The sequence below is a fragment of the Gammaproteobacteria bacterium genome, from assembly GCA_011375345.1.
Classification (GTDB): domain Bacteria; phylum Pseudomonadota; class Gammaproteobacteria; order DRLM01; family DRLM01; genus DRLM01.
Genome location: DRLM01000038.1, coordinates 19,890 through 36,103 on the forward strand (window position 1 = coordinate 19,890; position 16,214 = coordinate 36,103).

Here is a 16,214-nt window from a genome sequence, read left to right on the forward strand (position 1 = left end):
TTCCAACCCTTGGCAGGCCTTCGCGGTTACACTTTTTTCTTTCCATTTTCAAAAGATCGCGTAAAATACCCGCTTTTTAGCCGGCTGCGCCTGGGCGGTCGGCCAGAGTCGATTTTCCATAAGGGGACACAGAGCCTATGGTGACCATTCGTTTGGCCCGGACCGGCGCGAAGAAGCGGCCGTTCTATCACATTGTCGTAACCGACAGCCGCAGTGCCCGCGGGGGCCGCTTTATCGAGCGCGTGGGGTATTTCAACCCCGTCGCCACGGGGGGGGAGACCCGTTTGCACATGGACGCCGAGCGCATTGATTACTGGTTGTCGCAGGGCGCACAGGCGTCTGAGCGGGTTGGCAAGCTCATCCAGCAACAGGCCGCCCAGGCTTGATGAGAACATGGGTGCGGGCACGGCGGGGCCGGACCAGCCGGTTGTGCTGGGCCGCATTGCCGGCGTTTTCGGGGTGCGCGGCTGGGTCAGGGTTTTCTCCTTTGCTGATCCCCGGGAAGAGATTTTCCGGTTCAGCCCGTGGTGGCTGTGCCGGGACGGCGAGTGCCGGCCGTGGGAGATGGTGGAAGGCCGTTCCCACGGAAAGGGGCTGATTGCCCGTCTGGAAACATGCGATGACCGGGACCGGGCCCGTGAGCTGGTGGGTTGCGACATCCTCGTTCCCCGCGCGGCGCTGCCGCCCGTCGAAGCCGGCCGCTATTACTGGGTGGACCTCATCGGTCTCAGGGTGGAAACCCTGGCCGGGCAGCTTCTCGGCCGCGTGGACCATTTGCTGGAAACCGGTGCCAACGACGTGTTGGTGATCAAAGGGGATCGGGAACACCTGATTCCGTATGTCTCCGGCCGGGTGGTGCGCGAGGTGGATCTTGAAAACGGTGTGATGCAGGTCGATTGGGACCCCGAATTTTGAGGTGGTGCCGTGCGTTTCGACGTGGTGACCGTGTTTCCGGACATGCTCGGCGCGGTGGCCGGTTACGGTGTGACCGGCAAGGCGGTAAAGCGGGGCGCTGTGCAGGTGGTGACCTGGAACCCGCGCGACTACACCCGTGACCGCCATCGTACGGTGGATGACCGGCCCTACGGCGGTGGTCCGGGCATGGTCATGATGGCCGCGCCGCTGCAAGCGGCGCTGTCCGCCGCCCGGCAAGCGGCGCCGGCCAGCCCGGTGCTGTATTTGTCGCCCCAGGGGCGCACCCTGAATCAGGCCGGCGTGGAAGCCCTGGCGCGGCGCCCGGGACTGATTTTGCTGGCTGGCCGGTACGAAGGGGTGGACCAGCGGCTCATCGACGCCGAGGTGGACGAAGAATGGTCCATCGGTGATTACGTGCTGAGCGGCGGTGAGTTGGCGGCAATGGTGATCATCGATGCGGTCACCCGGCTGCTGCCGGGCGTGCTGGGGCACGAGGACTCAGCGCAGCAGGATTCATTTTGCGAGGGCTTGCTGGACTGCCCGCATTACACCCGCCCGGAGGTGTTTGACGGGCGCAAAGTGCCGGGTGTGCTGCTTGGGGGTGACCACGGTGCCATCCGCCGCTGGCGGCTCAAGCAGGCCCTGGGGCAGACCTGGCTGCGGCGGCCGGAGCTGCTCAAAGAAAAAACGCTGAGCGTGGCGCAGCGCCAGCTGTTGGACGAATTTATTCGTGAACGGGAAACGCCGGCGGACGAATGAGCCCACACTCGTGGCGGCAGCCGTCAAGCAGTGATTATCTGACTATCGGGGTAACGAACATGAGCAACATCATCAGCGAATTGGAAGCCGAGCAAATCAAGAGCGATGTCCCGGGCTTTGCGCCCGGCGATACGGTCGAAGTGCAGGTGAAAGTGAAGGAAGGCAATCGCGAACGCCTGCAGGCCTTCGAAGGCGTGGTCATCGCCCGCCGCAACCGGGGCCTCAATTCTTCGTTCACCGTGCGCAAGATGTCGCACGGCGAAGGGGTGGAACGGGTGTTTCAGACCCACAGCCCGCTGGTGGACAAGATCACCGTCAAGCGGCGGGGGGATGTGCGCCGCGCCAAGCTCTACTATCTGCGCGGGCGCACCGGCAAGGCGGCCCGCATCAAGGAAAAACTCAAGGCGCCCAGCGGCTCATGAGCCTGTGGCAAAGCGGCCCGGCGAAGTGGTGCAAGCCCTTTCGCGGGCCGCTTTGTCTTTACGTTGTCTTGATGACGCTGGCCCTCCCGGCCGGCGGTGCAGCGCATCCTCCTCCCGATCCCGACGGCACCCTGGAAGAGGTGGTGCGCCTCAAACGGGACGGGGCGCCGGATCTGGCGCTGCGCCTGCTTGACACCTACCAACCCCCACCCAGCCCGGGCACACTGCCTGCCTGGGAACTGTGGGAGCGCCAGCGGCTGATACTGTTGGCATCGGCCGGCCATTGGGCCGCGCTGGTGGAGCGGGCCGACGCCTTGCCGGACGGTGTTTCCCCGGAATTCCTGCAATGGGCCCACACCCGCGCGGCCATGGCCGAGCTGGCCTTGTCCCGTGGCGCTGCGGCCCGACGCCGGCTGGCCGCTTTGTTGTGGCGCGATGGCGCGACAGTGACGGACGAGCAGAGGGCCCGGTGGCGGCGCCTGCTCATCAAGAGCTATCTCGCGGACAAACGCTACGAGGACGCCCGTACCGCCATGGTGCGCTACCGGCAGGATTACGGCCGGGGCGGGGACAGTGCCAGGGAGCTGGAAGCGCGGCTGGCCCTGCTGAGTGCCTATCCGGCGCAGGCCGTCGCCGTGTTGGACGGCGTGGCCGGTGAAGAGGCCCGCGTCTTGCGGTGGTTGGCACGTTTGCGCAGCGGACAGATGCCTCCTGTTGCGGTGCTGGCCGGGGTGATCAAGGCGCTGGACGATCCGGCGCTGTCGCCGGCAGGCAAGCGGCGCTTGTGGCTGATTGCCGCTCGGGCCGCCCAGCGGGACGGCGACCATTCCAACCGGGTGCGGGCATTGGAGCAGGCCCTGAGTTATCCGCCGCCGGCTCATCGCGGTGATGAACTGCTCGGGGGCGATGGGGACGAGCTGTGGCAGGCCTATCGCGATTATGGCATGGAGCTGGCCAACCGGGCGCAGCTTTTGCTGGGGGAGGCCGCGCCCTGGTTCGAGACGGCCCGCCGTATACATGCGCTGCGTCCCCGCGATGCCCGTGCCCTGCTGGCCACCCTGGCCCAGCAAGGCGGGGTCGGGGGCGACATGACGGCCCTGGCGCATCAGGAATTCGCGCGCCGCTTGGGTGAACTGCCCCAGGGGGGGCGGCTGTTGAGGGCGCTCTATCTGGACAGCGAACGTTTTCCCCGCATTGAGGACATTCCCGCCATCGTGCGTTATCCCCTGTTGGCCCAGGCCCTGGCCGATGAGGATATGGCGCTGGCGTCCCGTTTGAGTGCCGGCCTGGTGCAGGCGCCGCCCGGTGGCAATGCCGTGGACTGGCAGCTGCGTCGCGCCCGCTTGCTGCTGCTGGGGCGGCAATACGATGCCGCTGTCAATGCCCTGGAGCGAGTGATGGAGGCGCAGCAGCGCTGGTCGCGGGACGGCCTGGATCGTTACAACCAGATATTGTTTGATTTGCAAATCCTCGGCCGCCACGAGGAGGCCTTGCGGCTGTTCGATCTGGCCCTGGCCCGTGCCGGGGATCCGGGGCTCAGCCGGGAAATCTTGTTCTGGATGGCCGATTCGTACAAGGCGCTGGGTCACTTCGATACTGCGGCGCGCTATTATCTCCGTTCGGCGCGTCTGGACGACGATCCCGCAGGCATCTGGGGTCAGACCGCCCGCTATCACGCCGCCGAAGCCTTGACCGATGCCGGCCTGCGGGACGATGCCCGGCGCATCTACCGGGATCTGTTGCGCCGTACCGGTGATCCCAGCCGGCGCGCAGCCCTGAAAAGAAAACTGGATCAACTATGGTTGCGTCCCGAACAAACGCCCCAGCACTTTCCTTCGATGCCGTAGTCGAAACACCCATTCCCGGGGTACGGCTGGGTTTGCGAATGAGGGGCGAGGCGGTCACCGGCATTGTCTTTTTGGGGGCGGAGGCGGCCTTGCGCCCACCCCGCAGCGTTTTTGCCCGGCGGGCCGTTCAGGCTCTTGATGCCTATTTCGCCGACCCCCGGGCGCCCGTGGCGGTGCCTTACCTGGAGCGGGGCACCGCGTTTCAGCGCCGCGTGTGGGCGGGGCTCAGAGCGATTCCCGCGGGGGTGACCCGCTGTTACAGCGATTTGGCCGCCGATCTTCGCAGTGCGCCCCGGGCTGTGGGCGGGGCCTGCCGGGCGAATCCCCTGCCCCTGCTCACGCCCTGTCACCGTCTGGTGGCGGCAACGGGCCTGGGTGGTTTTATGGGGACCACCAGCGGGAGTCCGTGCGAAATCAAAGCGTGGTTGATACACCATGAAAAAAACGGTGCCGGCGCCGGAACTGGCGTTGATTGATGTGTTTCTCGATACGCTGTGGATGGAACGGGGCGTGAGCCCCAACACCGTCGCCGCCTACCGCTCCGATTTGACCCGCTGCGCCCGTTGGTTGCACGAGCGCGGTGAGCGGTTGCTCACCGCCACCCGGCATCATCTGTCTCACTATCTTTCGGACCAGGCCGGTGACCGCCGGGCGCGTTCACGGACCATTGCCCGGCGCTTGTCCTGCTTGCGGCGCTTCTATCAGTATCTGGTGCGGGAGGGTCGCCGGGAAGACGATCCCACCGCCCAGGTTGATGCCCCCAAACTGCCCCAGACCCTGCCCAGCGTATTGAGTGAGTCCGAGGTGGAGGCTTTGCTGCTGGCACCCGACACCGAGGCGACGCTGGGTTTGCGTGACCGTGCCATGTTGGAGCTGCTCTATGCCTGCGGCCTCAGGGTGAGCGAGCTGGTGGGTCTGCCCCTGGTGCGGGTGAGCCGCAGCCAGGCGGTGGTGCGGGTTATGGGCAAGGGCGGCAGGGAGAGGCTGGTTCCCATGGGCGAGGAAGCCGCCCAGTGGCTGGAGCGCTATCTTGACGGTGCCCGCCCGCAGCTGTTGCGCGGCCGCATGAGCGATGCCTTGTTCGTGACCCAAAGGGGCGCGGCCATGACGCGCCAGGCGTTTTGGTATCTGATCAAGCGCTATGCCCGCTCGGTGGCTATCCGCGTGCCCCTCTCACCCCACACGCTGCGCCATTCCTTCGCCACCCATCTGGTCAACCATGGCGCGGATTTGCGGGCGGTGCAGCTGTTGCTGGGGCATGCAGATTTATCCACCACACAGATATATACTCACGTGGCCAAAGAGCGGCTGAAACAGCTGCACGCACGGCACCACCCGCGCGCTTAGCCCGCCTCCGCGGGGACGGGAGTCCGCCTGGGGTCCGCCTGTAGATGGGGGTCAGGGTGATGTCGCAGCCGGCCTGGGAAGACACACAAACGGAGAGCACACGCAAAATGAAATTCGCAAGCATTATCCCCGCCCTGGTCTTGGCGGTTGGTTTCAGCGCCGCCGTGGTGGCTGGGGAGCCGCCCGCCGCCGTCAGTGCCGCCCTGGCCGAACTGGTGCCGGACAGACAGCCGGATGCCGTTAAGAAAAGCGCGCTGCCTGGTCTCTATGAAGTGCGCTACGGGCCGGAAGTGTTTTACTTGTCCGGAGACGGCCGCTACGTCGTTCAGGGGGATGTGATCGACGTGGCCAGCCGGGAGAACCTCACCGAACAGGGCCGCGCCGCGGGCCGTCTGGCCTTGTTGAGCACTTTGGACGAGAAACAGATGATTGTGTTCGCGCCGGAACACCCCCGCCATACCATCACCGTGTTCACCGATGTGGATTGCGCATATTGTCGCAAGCTGCACAGCCAGATGGCCGAGTACAACGCCGAGGGTATCGCCGTGCATTATCTGGCCTATCCGCGCGCCGGCATGAACAGCCAGTCGTATTGGAAAATGGTCTCCGTGTGGTGCGCGGAGGATCGGGCCGAGGCCATGACCCTGGCCAAGCGGGGCAAGCCTACCGGGGGCAGGCGCTGCGACAATCCGATAGCCCAGCATCTGGCCGTGGCCGGTGAGCTGGGTGTGAACGCCACCCCCACCATCATCCTCGAAGATGGCACCTTGTTTGCCGGGTATGTGCCGCCCAGGCAAATGGCCGAGCTGCTCGACCGCCACGCGGCGACCCGGCTGGGGGCCTTGCAGTAGGTCTTCGCCGGGTGGGGCAGCGTTGGTGTGTTGTTCCGGATGAGGTGAAACGCTGCGCTCAGACCACGGACGCCGGTCGCTTTTTCGTCTGGGTGTCGGTGGCAGCCAGGGTGGTCCCGCTTTCCTCCCGGGCTTCGGTGATTTTCACCGGTACCTGAATTCTCGTCTTTTGTTCGTTTTTCCCGCTGGCTCTTTTGGGTGACAGAACCTGTACCAGGTTGTCGAGAATGGAAAACAGCAGATCAATGCTGTAGCCGCCGAGAAAACCCAACGCGGCTTGTTCCAGCTTCACCTGGGTGTCGCCGATGCCGCCGGAGTTGACAAACAGCACCAGCACGCCGCCGCTCAGGGTACCCAACACCCAGCGGGTGCGGTGTTCGGGAATGCGCCGTGGGTCGAAGGAACGGTCCCGCAGGCGGGTTTCCATGATGCGCAGCAGTCTTACCGAGGCCCCCAGGGCGCCATAGGCAAAGGGCAGGATGGCCAGGGCCACCCAGTACAACATCGAAAAGGTGGTGAACCAGTCCGGGTATTGTGCCGCCCAGGTGGCGGAATTGAATTCAAAACCGTATTGATACAGATTGATGGCCAATATGACGGCCAGGGAAAAAAAGGACCAATACCACATGGTGCGCACCCGTCGCCCGGCGGGGGTGCGCATGGGTTTGCTCATGGACGGGCATGCCGTGGCGCGCAGGCTGGTGGGGGTGACGGGGTCCAGCTCGATTTTGAGAAGCTGATAGTAATATTGCAGCAATTCGATTTCGGCGGCGCTGAGGGGCAGGCTCTGGTCGATTTGTTTGTGATAAGCCTGATAAATATCCGCCAGCTTGACCTGCTCGGGCAGCCGGCCGGCTTCCACGGCGTAGGCGGCCAGCAGCATCAGGTCGCTGACGAAGTCAGCGACCCGGCCCGGTTGTTTTTCCGCATCCTGTTTAATGTCGTAGGTTTGACCGTTCATGATCACCGTCCCTGCCAGTCGATGAAGCTTCAGTGTAATCCCGCCCGGGCCGTTTCCATAGCCCTTATTGGGTTGAAAAGCGTTTATCAGTCCAGTTCCCATGCCGTGGCGCTGGCGGTGAACACCAGGCGCATCCGGACGGTTTTGTCCGGCCACAGGCGGGCCACCCCGGCAGCGTAAGCGCGCAGCTGTTCCCGGTAAGGTGCTGCCAGGGTGGCAGGATCGGTATTCAGGGCGCAGCGGTGCGTTTTGTAGTCAATGACCAGGCATTCGCCGCCGCGCAGGAGCAGCCGGTCGATGATCCCGTGGACCTCCCGGTCTTGCTCCCGGTAGCAGATGGGGATTTCGTTGTAGGCACAGTCGAAACGGCGCGGATCGAATAATTCCTGCATGCCGGGGTGGCGGATCAGGGCCAGGGCTTCCTCCCAGCACGCCTGAGACGCAGCCGGTCCGGGAAGGCACAGGCGGTCCAGGAGGTGGGGCGGAGGCTCCGGTGTCTGCGGCCGGCCGGTGCTCAACCAGTCCAGAAAACAATGGATGGCGCGGCCCCGCTCCAGGCCGTCTTCGTCGCCGTCGCGGGTGGCCGGGTCGGCGTGCTGGTGGCTGGGTGAAGGGGCCTCGAAGGGGGGGGCGGGGACAGGTCGGGAGATCCCGTCCGGCAGGTCCGGAGGCGGTGGCGCAGGCGCTGCCGCGGCCGCCACGGGCGGAGGGTGATAGCCCAGCGGTTCATGGCAGGGCAGGCCGGCGGCGTCTGCCGCGTCGCCCAGGGCCGTGGCCACCTGGCCGTACCAGCCCAGGCCGGCGCCTTCTCTGGCGGGCGCCGCGCCGCTGACGATGAGCAGTTGGCGGGCGCGGGTGAGGGCCACGTAAAGCAGGTTGGCGTCCTCCCGCTGCCTGCGCTGGGCGGCGCTGTCCAACAGTTGCCGGGTGACGGCGTCGCGTTCATGACTGCGGGGGGCAAGGAGCATATGGCGGGGGGCGGCGGCGCGACTGGGCCAGTGCACCAGGGCCTTGTGGGTGGTGTCACCGCGGGGCGCCGCGGCGGCGTCGGCCAGCACCACCACGGGCGCCTCCAGGCCCTTGGCGGCGTGAATGGTCATGAGCCGCACCCCGCCGGCGGCCTGGGGTGCTTCGTCCGGGGCATCTTCGTCACGCAGTGTGCTGAGGCGATCAAGAAAGCGGTGCAGGCTGGGATAGCGGCCGCTGTCAGTCTCCAGGGCCAGCTCCAGAAAACGGGTGAGGTTGGCCTCGGCCCGGGGACGCAGGTGGGCCGGAAAGGCGCTGAGGTAGCGGGCCAGCACGTTGCCTTGGGCATAAAGGCGATCCAGCAGGTCGTGCACCGGCAGGGCCTGAGCCGCCTGCTGCCACATTGGCAGATAGTGCGCCGCCCGTCCCAGGGGCGAGGCGGGATCAACGCGGCCGGCCAGTTGGCGCAGGCCTTCCCACCAGGTGCCGTGTCGGCGGCAGGCGGCCAGCTGCGTCAGTTCCCGGTCGCCGGCATCGAACAGGGGGGAGCGCAGTACCGTGGCCAGGGCCAGGTTGTCATAGGGGGTGATGAGGGTGGTGAGCAGGGCCACCATGTCCTGCACTTCCACGCAGTTCAGCAAGGTGCCGCGGGTGGCGCTCAAATAGGGTATGCCCGCTTCCCGCAGGGCGGCCTCGTAGTCGCCCAGATGGGTGCGGCGGCGTACGAGGATGACGACGTCCTCCGGCCCCACGGTTTTTGCCTGGGCGCCTGTGCCCAGGATTTTCTGTTCCCTGAACAGGGCCTTGAGCCGGGCGGCGATGGCCTGGCCTTCCCGGAAGTGGCGTCGGTCCCGCAGCTCCGGCCGGGGCTGCTGCAGGGGGTTGCGCAGTCCCGCTGGCGGGGCAGTGTCCGGCGCGGCATCCGCTGTGGCCAGAGGCAGCAGTTCCACCCGGCCCCACAAGTCCGCGTGGTGGGTGGCATGCGGGGGGAAGTCGGGCAGGGCCTGGCGGTCACCAAAAACCTTGTTGACGACATCCATGATTGCAGGGGCGGAGCGGTAGGACGTGACGAGGGTGTGGGTGCGGGCGCCCAGCCGCTGCGCCAGCCAGTCCCTGGCCGCCGGGAACAGGTCCGGGTCGGCGCGGCGGAAGCTGTAAATGGACTGCTTCAAGTCGCCCACCAGGAACACGCTGCGGCGGCGTCCGGACCCGCCGGCAGCCAGCTCTTCCAGCAGGGGCAGCAGCAGGCGCCACTGGGTGGGGTTGGTGTCCTGGAATTCGTCCACCAGCAGGTGGTCGATGCGCTGGTCCAGTTTGTACTGCACCCACAAGGCGTTTTCGCCGCGGTTGAGCAGGGTGTAGGCCTGCCATTCCAGATCGGCGAAGTCGAGTATCCGCCGCTCCCGCTTGAGGCGCTGGTAGTGTTCCAGCAGGGCACTGCCGGCCCGGTACCAGGCCCGGTTCAGCGCCAGGGTATCGAGGCGGCGTTGTTGTTCCCGGGCCTGCTCAATGAGTTCGAGGAGGCGCTGGTGCGTTGCCAGAAAACGGGCCTGGCCGGCGGTTCCCAGGCATTTTTCTGCCGTTTTGGTGGCCTTGCGCTGGCGCACCTGGTGTTTTTGGGTGAAAAAAGCGGGGATGAGCAGTGCCAGGCGCGCCGCCGGGTCCGCCTGGGCGGCCAGCGCCGCGTCGATGGTGTCCGCCTGTCCTTGTTCGGTGGCCGTGCCCAGGCGCCGCAAAGTGGCGGCGAATTGCCGCAGTTGTCTGATATTGTCCTCGGACCACAAGATCTCCAGGGCCGCATTGTGTCCGGCAGCATCCAGCTGCCGTTGCAAGGCCGCAGTGGCATAGGCTGCCGGCTCGGCCTGGCCTTCGGTGTAGGCCCACCAGTCACTGCGGTGGCGCAGAAATTCCGCCAGCGCCTCGCGGCAGTTGTGCTGGCCGCCCAGCCGTTCAAACAGCGCCTCCAGCGCGGCCGCCGTGGCGCCGTCTGGCTGCGCGGTCGCGGCGCTTGTCAGGGCATCCCAGGCTTCCTCTTGCAAGTAGCCGGTGCTTTCGGCGAGTTCGAAACCGGCGGGCACGCCGGCTTCCAGCGGAAAACGCTGCAGCAATTCCTGGCAGAAGGCGTGGAAAGTGGTGACCCGGATGCGACGGGATTCGTGCAGCGTGTTTTCGTAGAGATGGCGGGCCCGGCTCAGGGTGGCGGCATCGGTGCTGAGGCCCAGGTGCTCCAGGGCAACGGCCAGGGCCTCGCCCTCCAGTCCGCCCAGGGTCAGCAAGCGTTCGGCCAGGCGGTTTTGCATCTCCGCCGCCGCTTTGCGGGTGAAGGTGATGGCCAAGATGGCATCCGGCGCCGCCCCTTCCAGCAACAGGCGCAGCAGACGGGAGACCAGCAGCCAGGTCTTGCCGGTGCCGGCGGAAGCCAGCACGGTGATGCTGTTGTCAGGCGCCAAAGCCGCGGCGCTTGGGGACATGGGGGGCTCCTTAAGGTGGTCCAGACCACCAGTAGTGTACCGTTGGGCGGGGGAAGTGGAGCAGGTGATTTGGTGCCCCGGAGACGATTTGAACGTCCGACCTGCCGCTTAGGAGGCGGCTGCTCTATCCAACTGAGCTACCGGGGCGGCAGTGGCGTGAAATCCCTTGAAATTATAGACGGATTTGCAGTGCCGTGCTGGCAGGCCCCGGCAGGGGACGGCGGGAATAGTTGGTGGAGCCGAGGAGGATCGAACTCCCGACCTTCGCATTGCGAACGCGACGCTCTCCCAGCTGAGCTACGGCCCCGTCGACAAAACCACGCGCTATGGATCCATAGGTGGGTTCCCGGCGAGGACGGCATTCTACCACCGGTGTGGGGAGTCCGCTAGCGTAAAATGGGGCGCTTTGGAAGCAGGTGCCAGGGCCGGGCTCAGCGTGCCTGTTGCTTGAGGGCCTGCCGTTCCAGCCGGCGGGCGAAACGTTCGATGCGCCGTCGGTGGGCGGGCGTGATCTGGTGAAAGCGGCCCCCTAGGCGCGGGGACGGTTCCCGCAACAAAAACCGCACCTCCAGTTCACAGTCGATGCACTCGTCTTGGTCCAGCTCGAAGTGGCAGGGCAGGATGTCGCCCACCTTGATGCCCGGTAGCGCGCATTTGTGTCGAAGAGCCAGGCCACCGCCTGAGATGTCGTAGAGATCCACGTTCTTTTTGTCACCGCCAGGGAGCTGCAGGACTACGCGGATGCCTTGGGACAGGGCGACCGGTGAGCGGTAGTATTTGCGTCGCTGGCGGTAGCTGAGGCGGTCTGGCAGCGCCAGGTGATACAACGCTCCACGCGGGTCGTTCTCGCCGGCCAGCACGTTGGTGGTAAAACTCACGGTGACGCCTTTGAGTTCTGCCCGGACCCGGCACTGTCCGGCATTCATCAGGGCGGCGTGACCTGCTGGCGGCTGCAGTTCATCCAGGGTCAGCGACTGGTCTCCGTCGATGTGGAGGAGGGCGCTGTTGTAGGTGCCGCTGTGACCGGGAATCATCACTTTCAGCAGACAGCGGGCGCGTTGCACCCGCTTGAGCACATTGATGATCTGGGGTTTGAATTTCACCTGATCCACGGCGTTGGGGGGCGCGAATGAATGCAGCGGCCTGGCCGGTTGTCGTTGTGGCCCCGGCGATCAGGTGGAACCCAGGGAGCGCGACAGGCGCGGCGCACTGGCGGTGCCTGCGGGGCCGTAGGCGCCGGTTTCGGTTTCACCCTGGGTGAGCACAGCCAGGGCGGATTGTGTGCGGCGCAGCGACTGGGCCAGGACGGCGCCATTGACGCGGTTTTGGTCCTGGCATTTTTGCAGCCGGGCGACGGTCTGGTGCCATATGTGGTTCAGGTTTTTTCCGGCACTGCCGGGAAAGGCTGCGGCAAAGTCGGGGATCTCCCCTGGCCGGGATGACACATTCAGGTGCTTTAGCAAAGTCATTTGTCGTTGGTGCAGCGATTCCAGTTCCCGGGTCAACTGGTCCTTGGCGCGGGCGGCCTGTTCCAGCGCCGGCAAGTTCATGCCGCTCAAGGCGGCAAATTCCTGCTCCAGGGCCGCAAGCAGTGAGCCGCTGGCGTGGTGTTGTTGATCCAGCACCTTGTGCAGCGCCTGGACACCGGTCTCTTCCATGGGGGCCGCTCCTGAAAAAACTCAGGCGGCGTGGCGGGTGATGCCGCTTTCAAAGCGCATCAGCTTGTCGGCCACGCGGTCCGTATTGAAGTCGTATTGGCCGGTGGTGAGCGCTTTTTTCACTCGCTCCACCCGGCTGATGTCCACCACCGGCATTTTGGAAATCAGGTGTTCGATCTTGCGCAGCTGTTCTGCGGTGTCGGTCAGTGTCACCGTGTCCCCTGTTTGCGGTTGGCCGGCCTGCAGCTTGGACACATTGGGGTCGTTGCGGCCGAGCTGGGCTTTGGCACTGTCCTTGGCGTTGGACAGCTGCGCTGTCACATTGCCGTTGATTTCTATGGCCATGGCTGCCTCGATGCATTCTGATTGTGGGGTGCGGCGGGTGCTTGAACACCGTTGCCGCCCTGGGGGCCCGGCGTGTCGGGGCCGACAGGTTATTGGCTGCCGCGGTATCCGCTGAAGTCAACGACCCGGCACGCCAAAGCTTTAGTCTGAGGGCGTGCATGCGGCCTGTTTTTCTCTTGTGCTATCAATCAGTAAAGACCAGGGTTTCACATGTTGACGGTGACCACGCCGGCCGCGCTCACCTCGCCTTGGACTACGCGCCTGGATGTGAGATTGCGCACTTTGATCAAGTCACCGCGGGCGCCGTCACTGAGGGCGGTGCCGGACATGCGCACGGTCAGGGCACCGGCCCTGGCCAGCAGCAGCACCTTCTCACCGCGTCTCACCAGAGGAGGGGATTTGACCTGTCGGGCCGTCAAGAGGGTGCCGGCGGGCAGCGCACGGCGGGTTTGTTTTCCCACCGCATCGGCCGGGTTCGTCAGGTAGGCGCGGGTTGTGGTGTGGAGCTCGCGCTCCGTCAGCGTCACGTCAGACGGGCCGAGGTATTCGCCCCGGGCCAGCGGCCGGGTGGTGGTGAGGATGTGCACCCGAACCGTCACCGTCGCCCCCACGTATACCGTCCACGGCTTGCTGCCCGTGCAGCGCACTCCCACGGTGGTCTTGCCCGGAATGCGGCTGCCTGCGGGCAGAAAGCCCTCCAGTGCCTGCTCGCAGGGGCTGAGGCGCAGGCGCCGGTCCAGGCGGCCGATCTTTACCTCGGCCTTGTCGTACTGTTTGCCGGCGTATCCTTCGAGAAATGCCCGGGCGGTGGCGCGTATGGGTTCGATCGGTGTAAAGCCGGGCCTGGCCGTCGCCGGCAGCACCGTGAGTGCCAAGGCCGCGCAGGCCGCCAGAGACAGGGGCATGTGAGCCGGAGATGGGATGGTCATGCTAGTCCTCGTAAACGTACACGTCGTGCGAAAACAGCAAGTATTGTGCCGCTGTGTGCCAGGCGGGTGCGTATCCGGCTGCCTTGATTAAGCTTATCTCTTCGGCTGTCGATAGCAGACGTGTACCACAACGGACGTTTCCTGGAGTCACCATGGCAGGTTTGCTGGATGGCATTGATTTACGGACCAAGCTCGCGGGTCAGAACCGCCTGGAGCTGCTTTTGTTTTTTCTTCACGGCAGGCAGCGTTTTGGCATCAATGTGTTCAAAGTCCAGGAAGTCATCACCCGTCCGGCCCTGACCCACCTCCCCAACGCCCACCCGGTGGTCTGCGGTGTGGCCACCATGCGGGGGAAGACCATTCCCGTGATCGACCTGTCTAGCGCCATAAGCATGGCTCCCTTGAGCAGCGAGCCGGGCGGGCATGTGGTGATCACTGAATACAATCGCTCGGTGCAGGGCTTCCTGGTGCGGGCGGTGGATCGCATTATCAACGTCAACTGGGGACAGGTTCATCCGCCGCCGGACGCGATGGGGCACAGCAACTATCTTACCGCCATCACCGAGCTGGACGATGAGATGATAGAGCTGATCGATGTGGAAATGGTGCTCAGCGAAATCGGCGGCATGCTGGAGCCCGTCGCGTTGCAAACCGAACTGGACAGCAATCTGACGGCGGGGCGCTTTGTGCTGGTGGTTGATGATTCATCCGTGGCCCGCTCCCAGGTTACGCGCACTTTGAATGAGCTGGGATTGGAGCACGTGGTGTGCAAGAACGGCAGGGAAGCCTATGAGCTGCTGTGTGACTGGGCGGACAATCAGCCTGCGCGTTTGCAGGACATGGTTATGGTGATCTCCGATATTGAAATGCCCGAAATGGACGGTTACACGCTCACGTCAAGAATACGCCAGCATGAAAAACTGAAAACGAGTTATGTGCTGCTGCATACTTCATTGAGTGGTGTGTTCAACGAAAGCCTGGTGAAGAAAGTGGGTGCCAACGGCTTTTTGTCCAAGTTCAGCTTTGATGAGCTGGCGGCGCTGGTGGTGGAGCGCCTCAGCCAGCAGGCCTGTCCGTGACCGCGCCGGATCACATAGTCCTGGCAGTATGAATGGCAGTGAACGTGATCATTTTCCCACTTTGCGCGCGCCTGGTGGCGCTTGCGCGGGGGGCTAGGGCGCCCGTGGGTTGCGGGGAGGTTCCGGCGTGACCCGGGCGGATTCCCAGGAAGACTACTTCCTGTTCAGTCGGTACCTGGAGAAGGCTTCCGGGATCGTTTTGGGGCCAGGCAAGCAGTACCTGGTGTCCAGCCGGCTGGGGGGCATATTGCAGGATCTCGGCGTATCCTCCTTGCGGCAGCTACTGGATTGCGCCAGGAAGGATGCCACGGGAGAGGTGGAGCGCCGCATCATAGAGGCCATGACCACCAACGAAACCTTGTGGTTTCGTGATCAGCATCCCTTCGAGACCTTGAGCGAACTGGTGTTCCCCGAGTTCACCCGGCGCGGCATTCACAAGCTGCGCATCTGGTCGGCGGCGTGTTCGACGGGGCAGGAGCCCTATTCCATCGCCATGGTGGCAGAGGAATACCGGCGTGCCAGCCTGCGAGGTGCCGCTTTGCGGACGGAGATCATTGCCACCGATATTGCCGCGTCAGTCCTGCGCATTGCCCGCGACGGCGTCTATGACGCCTTGTCCCTGGGGCGCGGTTTGACCGCGGAGCGCCGGGCAAGGTTTTTTGAGTGTATTGGCGAGCGCGCCAGAGTCAATGAGGCGCTGCGTCACTGCGTGCAGTTTCGCGAACTCAACCTGCTGCACAGCTACGCCGGGCTCGGACGCTTCCATATTGTGTTTTGCCGCAACGTTCTCATTTATTTCTCCCCCGAGTCCAAAAAAGACATCGTCGACCGCATGAGCCGGATCATCGAGCCCGGTGGTTTTCTGTTCTTGGGCGGTGCCGAATCCATGACCCGTCATTCTGATCGCTTTGAGTCTGTGCGCGCCCGTGGCGGCATGGTGTTTCGCCGCAAGATGGCCTCTTGATCAGCGTCCGCTGTTGCTGCGCCTTGTGCTCCCGGCCTTGTCAAAGCCGACTTGTTGTTGCCGCATCAGCGGCATGATGTTGCCGCTTTTGCCACCCCTTCGCTGGTAGCGTTTGCTGCCGGCCTCTGATACCGCGCTTCTTTTGTTCTGGCATGGGCCTTGCCTTGCTGGTGGCAACAAGCGGAGTGAGGCCTATGGCGATTAGTCTGGACAAAGCACTGGGTATTCACGTCCAGGCGTTAAAAGTCAGGGCGGCGCGTGCCCAGGTGCTGGCTGCCAACATTGCCAATGCGGATACGCCGCACTACCTGGCGAAGGATATCGATTTCAAAGCGGTGCTGAACCAGGCGCTGGCCGGGAATGGCACTTTGAAGACCACTGATCCCCGCCATTTTCCTTCTGCCCAGGGCGTGGGGGAGAAGGCCGGTGTCAAATACCGGGTGCCCTTGCAGCCGTCGCTGGACGGCAACACGGTGGATACCCAGATCGAGCAGGCGGAATTCGCCCGCAACGCGGTGCAGCACCAGGCGTCTTTGACATTCTTGAGCGGTCGTATCAAAGGCCTCATCAGCGCCATCAAAGGGGAGTGATCATGTCTTTGTTTTCGATCTTTGACGTTGCCGGCTCGGGGATGAGCGCCCAGTCCGTGCGCCTCAATACCGTGGCCAGCAATATGGCCAATGCGCAAACGGTCAGCACC

At 64.5% G+C, this 16,214-nt stretch carries 18 protein-coding genes and 2 tRNA genes; 12 read left to right on the forward strand and 8 right to left on the reverse strand.

What is annotated here, in order from left to right; all coding sequences use genetic code 11:
• Positions 1-137: 137 nt before the first annotated feature.
• Genes ENJ19_02930 through ENJ19_02965 form a run of 8 tightly spaced genes read left to right on the forward strand, consistent with a single transcriptional unit; the run spans position 138 to position 6,141 of the window.
• Positions 138-386 (forward strand): 30S ribosomal protein S16, encoded by a 249-nt coding sequence (locus ENJ19_02930; GenBank protein ID HHM04681.1) that lies wholly within the window; start codon positions 138-140, stop codon positions 384-386.
• Positions 387-393: 7 nt separating this feature from the next.
• Entirely contained in the window at positions 394-915 is a 522-nt protein-coding gene (gene rimM, locus ENJ19_02935; protein ID HHM04682.1) for a ribosome maturation factor RimM, read from the forward strand.
• Between the two features lie 9 nt (positions 916-924).
• The gene (trmD, locus tag ENJ19_02940; protein ID HHM04683.1) at positions 925-1,674 is read left to right on the forward strand and encodes a tRNA (guanosine(37)-N1)-methyltransferase TrmD; all 750 of its coding nucleotides are present in this window, start codon (positions 925-927) and stop codon (positions 1,672-1,674) included.
• 59 nt (positions 1,675-1,733) lie between these two features.
• Positions 1,734-2,096, forward strand: coding sequence for a 50S ribosomal protein L19 (locus tag ENJ19_02945; protein ID HHM04684.1), 363 nt, complete (start codon positions 1,734-1,736; stop codon positions 2,094-2,096).
• On the forward strand, positions 2,093-3,943 hold the full coding sequence (locus tag ENJ19_02950) for a hypothetical protein (protein HHM04685.1): 1,851 nt from the start codon (positions 2,093-2,095) through the stop codon (positions 3,941-3,943). The genes ENJ19_02945 and ENJ19_02950 overlap by 4 nt, the downstream gene beginning before the upstream one ends.
• Positions 3,895-4,419 (forward strand): methylated-DNA--[protein]-cysteine S-methyltransferase, encoded by a 525-nt coding sequence (locus ENJ19_02955; GenBank protein ID HHM04686.1) that lies wholly within the window; start codon positions 3,895-3,897, stop codon positions 4,417-4,419. The genes ENJ19_02950 and ENJ19_02955 overlap by 49 nt, the downstream gene beginning before the upstream one ends.
• Positions 4,379-5,290 (forward strand): site-specific tyrosine recombinase XerD, encoded by a 912-nt coding sequence (xerD, locus tag ENJ19_02960; GenBank protein ID HHM04687.1) that lies wholly within the window; start codon positions 4,379-4,381, stop codon positions 5,288-5,290. Before ENJ19_02955 ends, xerD begins: the two co-directional genes overlap by 41 nt.
• 44 nt (positions 5,291-5,334) lie before the next feature.
• Entirely contained in the window at positions 5,335-6,141 is an 807-nt protein-coding gene (locus tag ENJ19_02965) for a DsbC family protein (GenBank protein ID HHM04688.1), read from the forward strand.
• Between the two features lie 58 nt (positions 6,142-6,199).
• Here ENJ19_02965 and ENJ19_02970 read toward each other — a convergent pair whose 3' ends face one another.
• The 8 genes from ENJ19_02970 to flgA all read right to left on the reverse strand — a co-directional run bounded on the left by ENJ19_02970 (position 6,200) and on the right by flgA (position 13,471).
• Positions 6,200-7,102: a hypothetical protein gene (locus ENJ19_02970; GenBank protein HHM04689.1), complete on the reverse strand. Its 903-nt coding sequence runs from the start codon at positions 7,100-7,102 to the stop codon at positions 6,200-6,202.
• Positions 7,103-7,188: 86 nt separating this feature from the next.
• The gene (locus ENJ19_02975) at positions 7,189-10,539 is read right to left on the reverse strand and encodes a DNA helicase UvrD (protein HHM04690.1); all 3,351 of its coding nucleotides are present in this window, start codon (positions 10,537-10,539) and stop codon (positions 7,189-7,191) included.
• Between the two features lie 70 nt (positions 10,540-10,609).
• Positions 10,610-10,686 (reverse strand) — tRNA-Arg (locus ENJ19_02980).
• An 84-nt stretch (positions 10,687-10,770) separates the two neighbouring features.
• Positions 10,771-10,846 (reverse strand) — tRNA-Ala (locus ENJ19_02985).
• Between the two features lie 124 nt (positions 10,847-10,970).
• Entirely contained in the window at positions 10,971-11,642 is a 672-nt protein-coding gene (locus ENJ19_02990) for a hypothetical protein (protein ID HHM04691.1), read from the reverse strand.
• A gap of 69 nt (positions 11,643-11,711) precedes the next feature.
• Entirely contained in the window at positions 11,712-12,197 is a 486-nt protein-coding gene (locus tag ENJ19_02995) for a flagellar protein FlgN (protein HHM04692.1), read from the reverse strand.
• Between the two features lie 21 nt (positions 12,198-12,218).
• Complete coding sequence (flgM, locus tag ENJ19_03000; protein ID HHM04693.1) at positions 12,219-12,542, reverse strand: flagellar biosynthesis anti-sigma factor FlgM; 324 nt, start codon at positions 12,540-12,542, stop codon at positions 12,219-12,221.
• 206 nt (positions 12,543-12,748) lie between these two features.
• The gene (gene flgA / locus ENJ19_03005) at positions 12,749-13,471 is read right to left on the reverse strand and encodes a flagellar basal body P-ring formation protein FlgA (protein ID HHM04694.1); all 723 of its coding nucleotides are present in this window, start codon (positions 13,469-13,471) and stop codon (positions 12,749-12,751) included.
• A gap of 152 nt (positions 13,472-13,623) precedes the next feature.
• Here flgA and ENJ19_03010 point away from each other — a divergent pair, with 152 nt between their 5' ends.
• The 4 genes from ENJ19_03010 to ENJ19_03025 form a co-directional block, all read left to right on the forward strand.
• A complete protein-coding gene (locus tag ENJ19_03010) occupies positions 13,624-14,550 on the forward strand; it encodes a chemotaxis protein CheV (protein HHM04695.1) in 927 nt (308 codons plus the stop codon).
• Positions 14,551-14,677: 127 nt separating this feature from the next.
• Positions 14,678-15,514: a protein-glutamate O-methyltransferase CheR gene (locus ENJ19_03015; protein HHM04696.1), complete on the forward strand. Its 837-nt coding sequence runs from the start codon at positions 14,678-14,680 to the stop codon at positions 15,512-15,514.
• A gap of 194 nt (positions 15,515-15,708) precedes the next feature.
• Positions 15,709-16,104 (forward strand): flagellar basal body rod protein FlgB, encoded by a 396-nt coding sequence (flgB, locus tag ENJ19_03020; GenBank protein HHM04697.1) that lies wholly within the window; start codon positions 15,709-15,711, stop codon positions 16,102-16,104.
• Between the two features lie 2 nt (positions 16,105-16,106).
• Positions 16,107-16,214 (forward strand): flagellar basal body rod protein FlgC (locus tag ENJ19_03025; protein HHM04698.1); only part of this gene is annotated, 108 nt, incomplete at its 3' end.

Excerpts from the sequence above, each read along its gene's own strand:
- ENJ19_02930 (HHM04681.1), top strand. The coding sequence starts at position 138 with ATGGTGACCATTCGTTTGGCCCGGACCGGCGCGAAGAAGCGGCCGTTC.
- rimM (HHM04682.1), top strand. The coding sequence starts at position 394 with ATGGGTGCGGGCACGGCGGGGCCGGACCAGCCGGTTGTGCTGGGCCGC.
- ENJ19_02945 (HHM04684.1), top strand. The coding sequence starts at position 1,734 with ATGAGCAACATCATCAGCGAATTGGAAGCCGAGCAAATCAAGAGCGAT.
- ENJ19_02950 (HHM04685.1), top strand. The coding sequence starts at position 2,093 with ATGAGCCTGTGGCAAAGCGGCCCGGCGAAGTGGTGCAAGCCCTTTCGC.
- ENJ19_02955 (HHM04686.1), top strand. The coding sequence starts at position 3,895 with ATGGTTGCGTCCCGAACAAACGCCCCAGCACTTTCCTTCGATGCCGTA.
- xerD (HHM04687.1), top strand. The coding sequence starts at position 4,379 with ATGAAAAAAACGGTGCCGGCGCCGGAACTGGCGTTGATTGATGTGTTT.
- ENJ19_02965 (HHM04688.1), top strand. The coding sequence starts at position 5,335 with ATGGGGGTCAGGGTGATGTCGCAGCCGGCCTGGGAAGACACACAAACG.
- ENJ19_02970 (HHM04689.1), bottom strand. The coding sequence starts at position 7,102 with ATGAACGGTCAAACCTACGACATTAAACAGGATGCGGAAAAACAACCG.
- ENJ19_02975 (HHM04690.1), bottom strand. The coding sequence starts at position 10,539 with ATGTCCCCAAGCGCCGCGGCTTTGGCGCCTGACAACAGCATCACCGTG.
- ENJ19_02995 (HHM04692.1), bottom strand. The coding sequence starts at position 12,197 with ATGGAAGAGACCGGTGTCCAGGCGCTGCACAAGGTGCTGGATCAACAA.
- flgM (HHM04693.1), bottom strand. The coding sequence starts at position 12,542 with ATGGCCATAGAAATCAACGGCAATGTGACAGCGCAGCTGTCCAACGCC.
- flgA (HHM04694.1), bottom strand. The coding sequence starts at position 13,471 with ATGACCATCCCATCTCCGGCTCACATGCCCCTGTCTCTGGCGGCCTGC.
- ENJ19_03010 (HHM04695.1), top strand. The coding sequence starts at position 13,624 with ATGGCAGGTTTGCTGGATGGCATTGATTTACGGACCAAGCTCGCGGGT.
- flgB (HHM04697.1), top strand. The coding sequence starts at position 15,709 with ATGGCGATTAGTCTGGACAAAGCACTGGGTATTCACGTCCAGGCGTTA.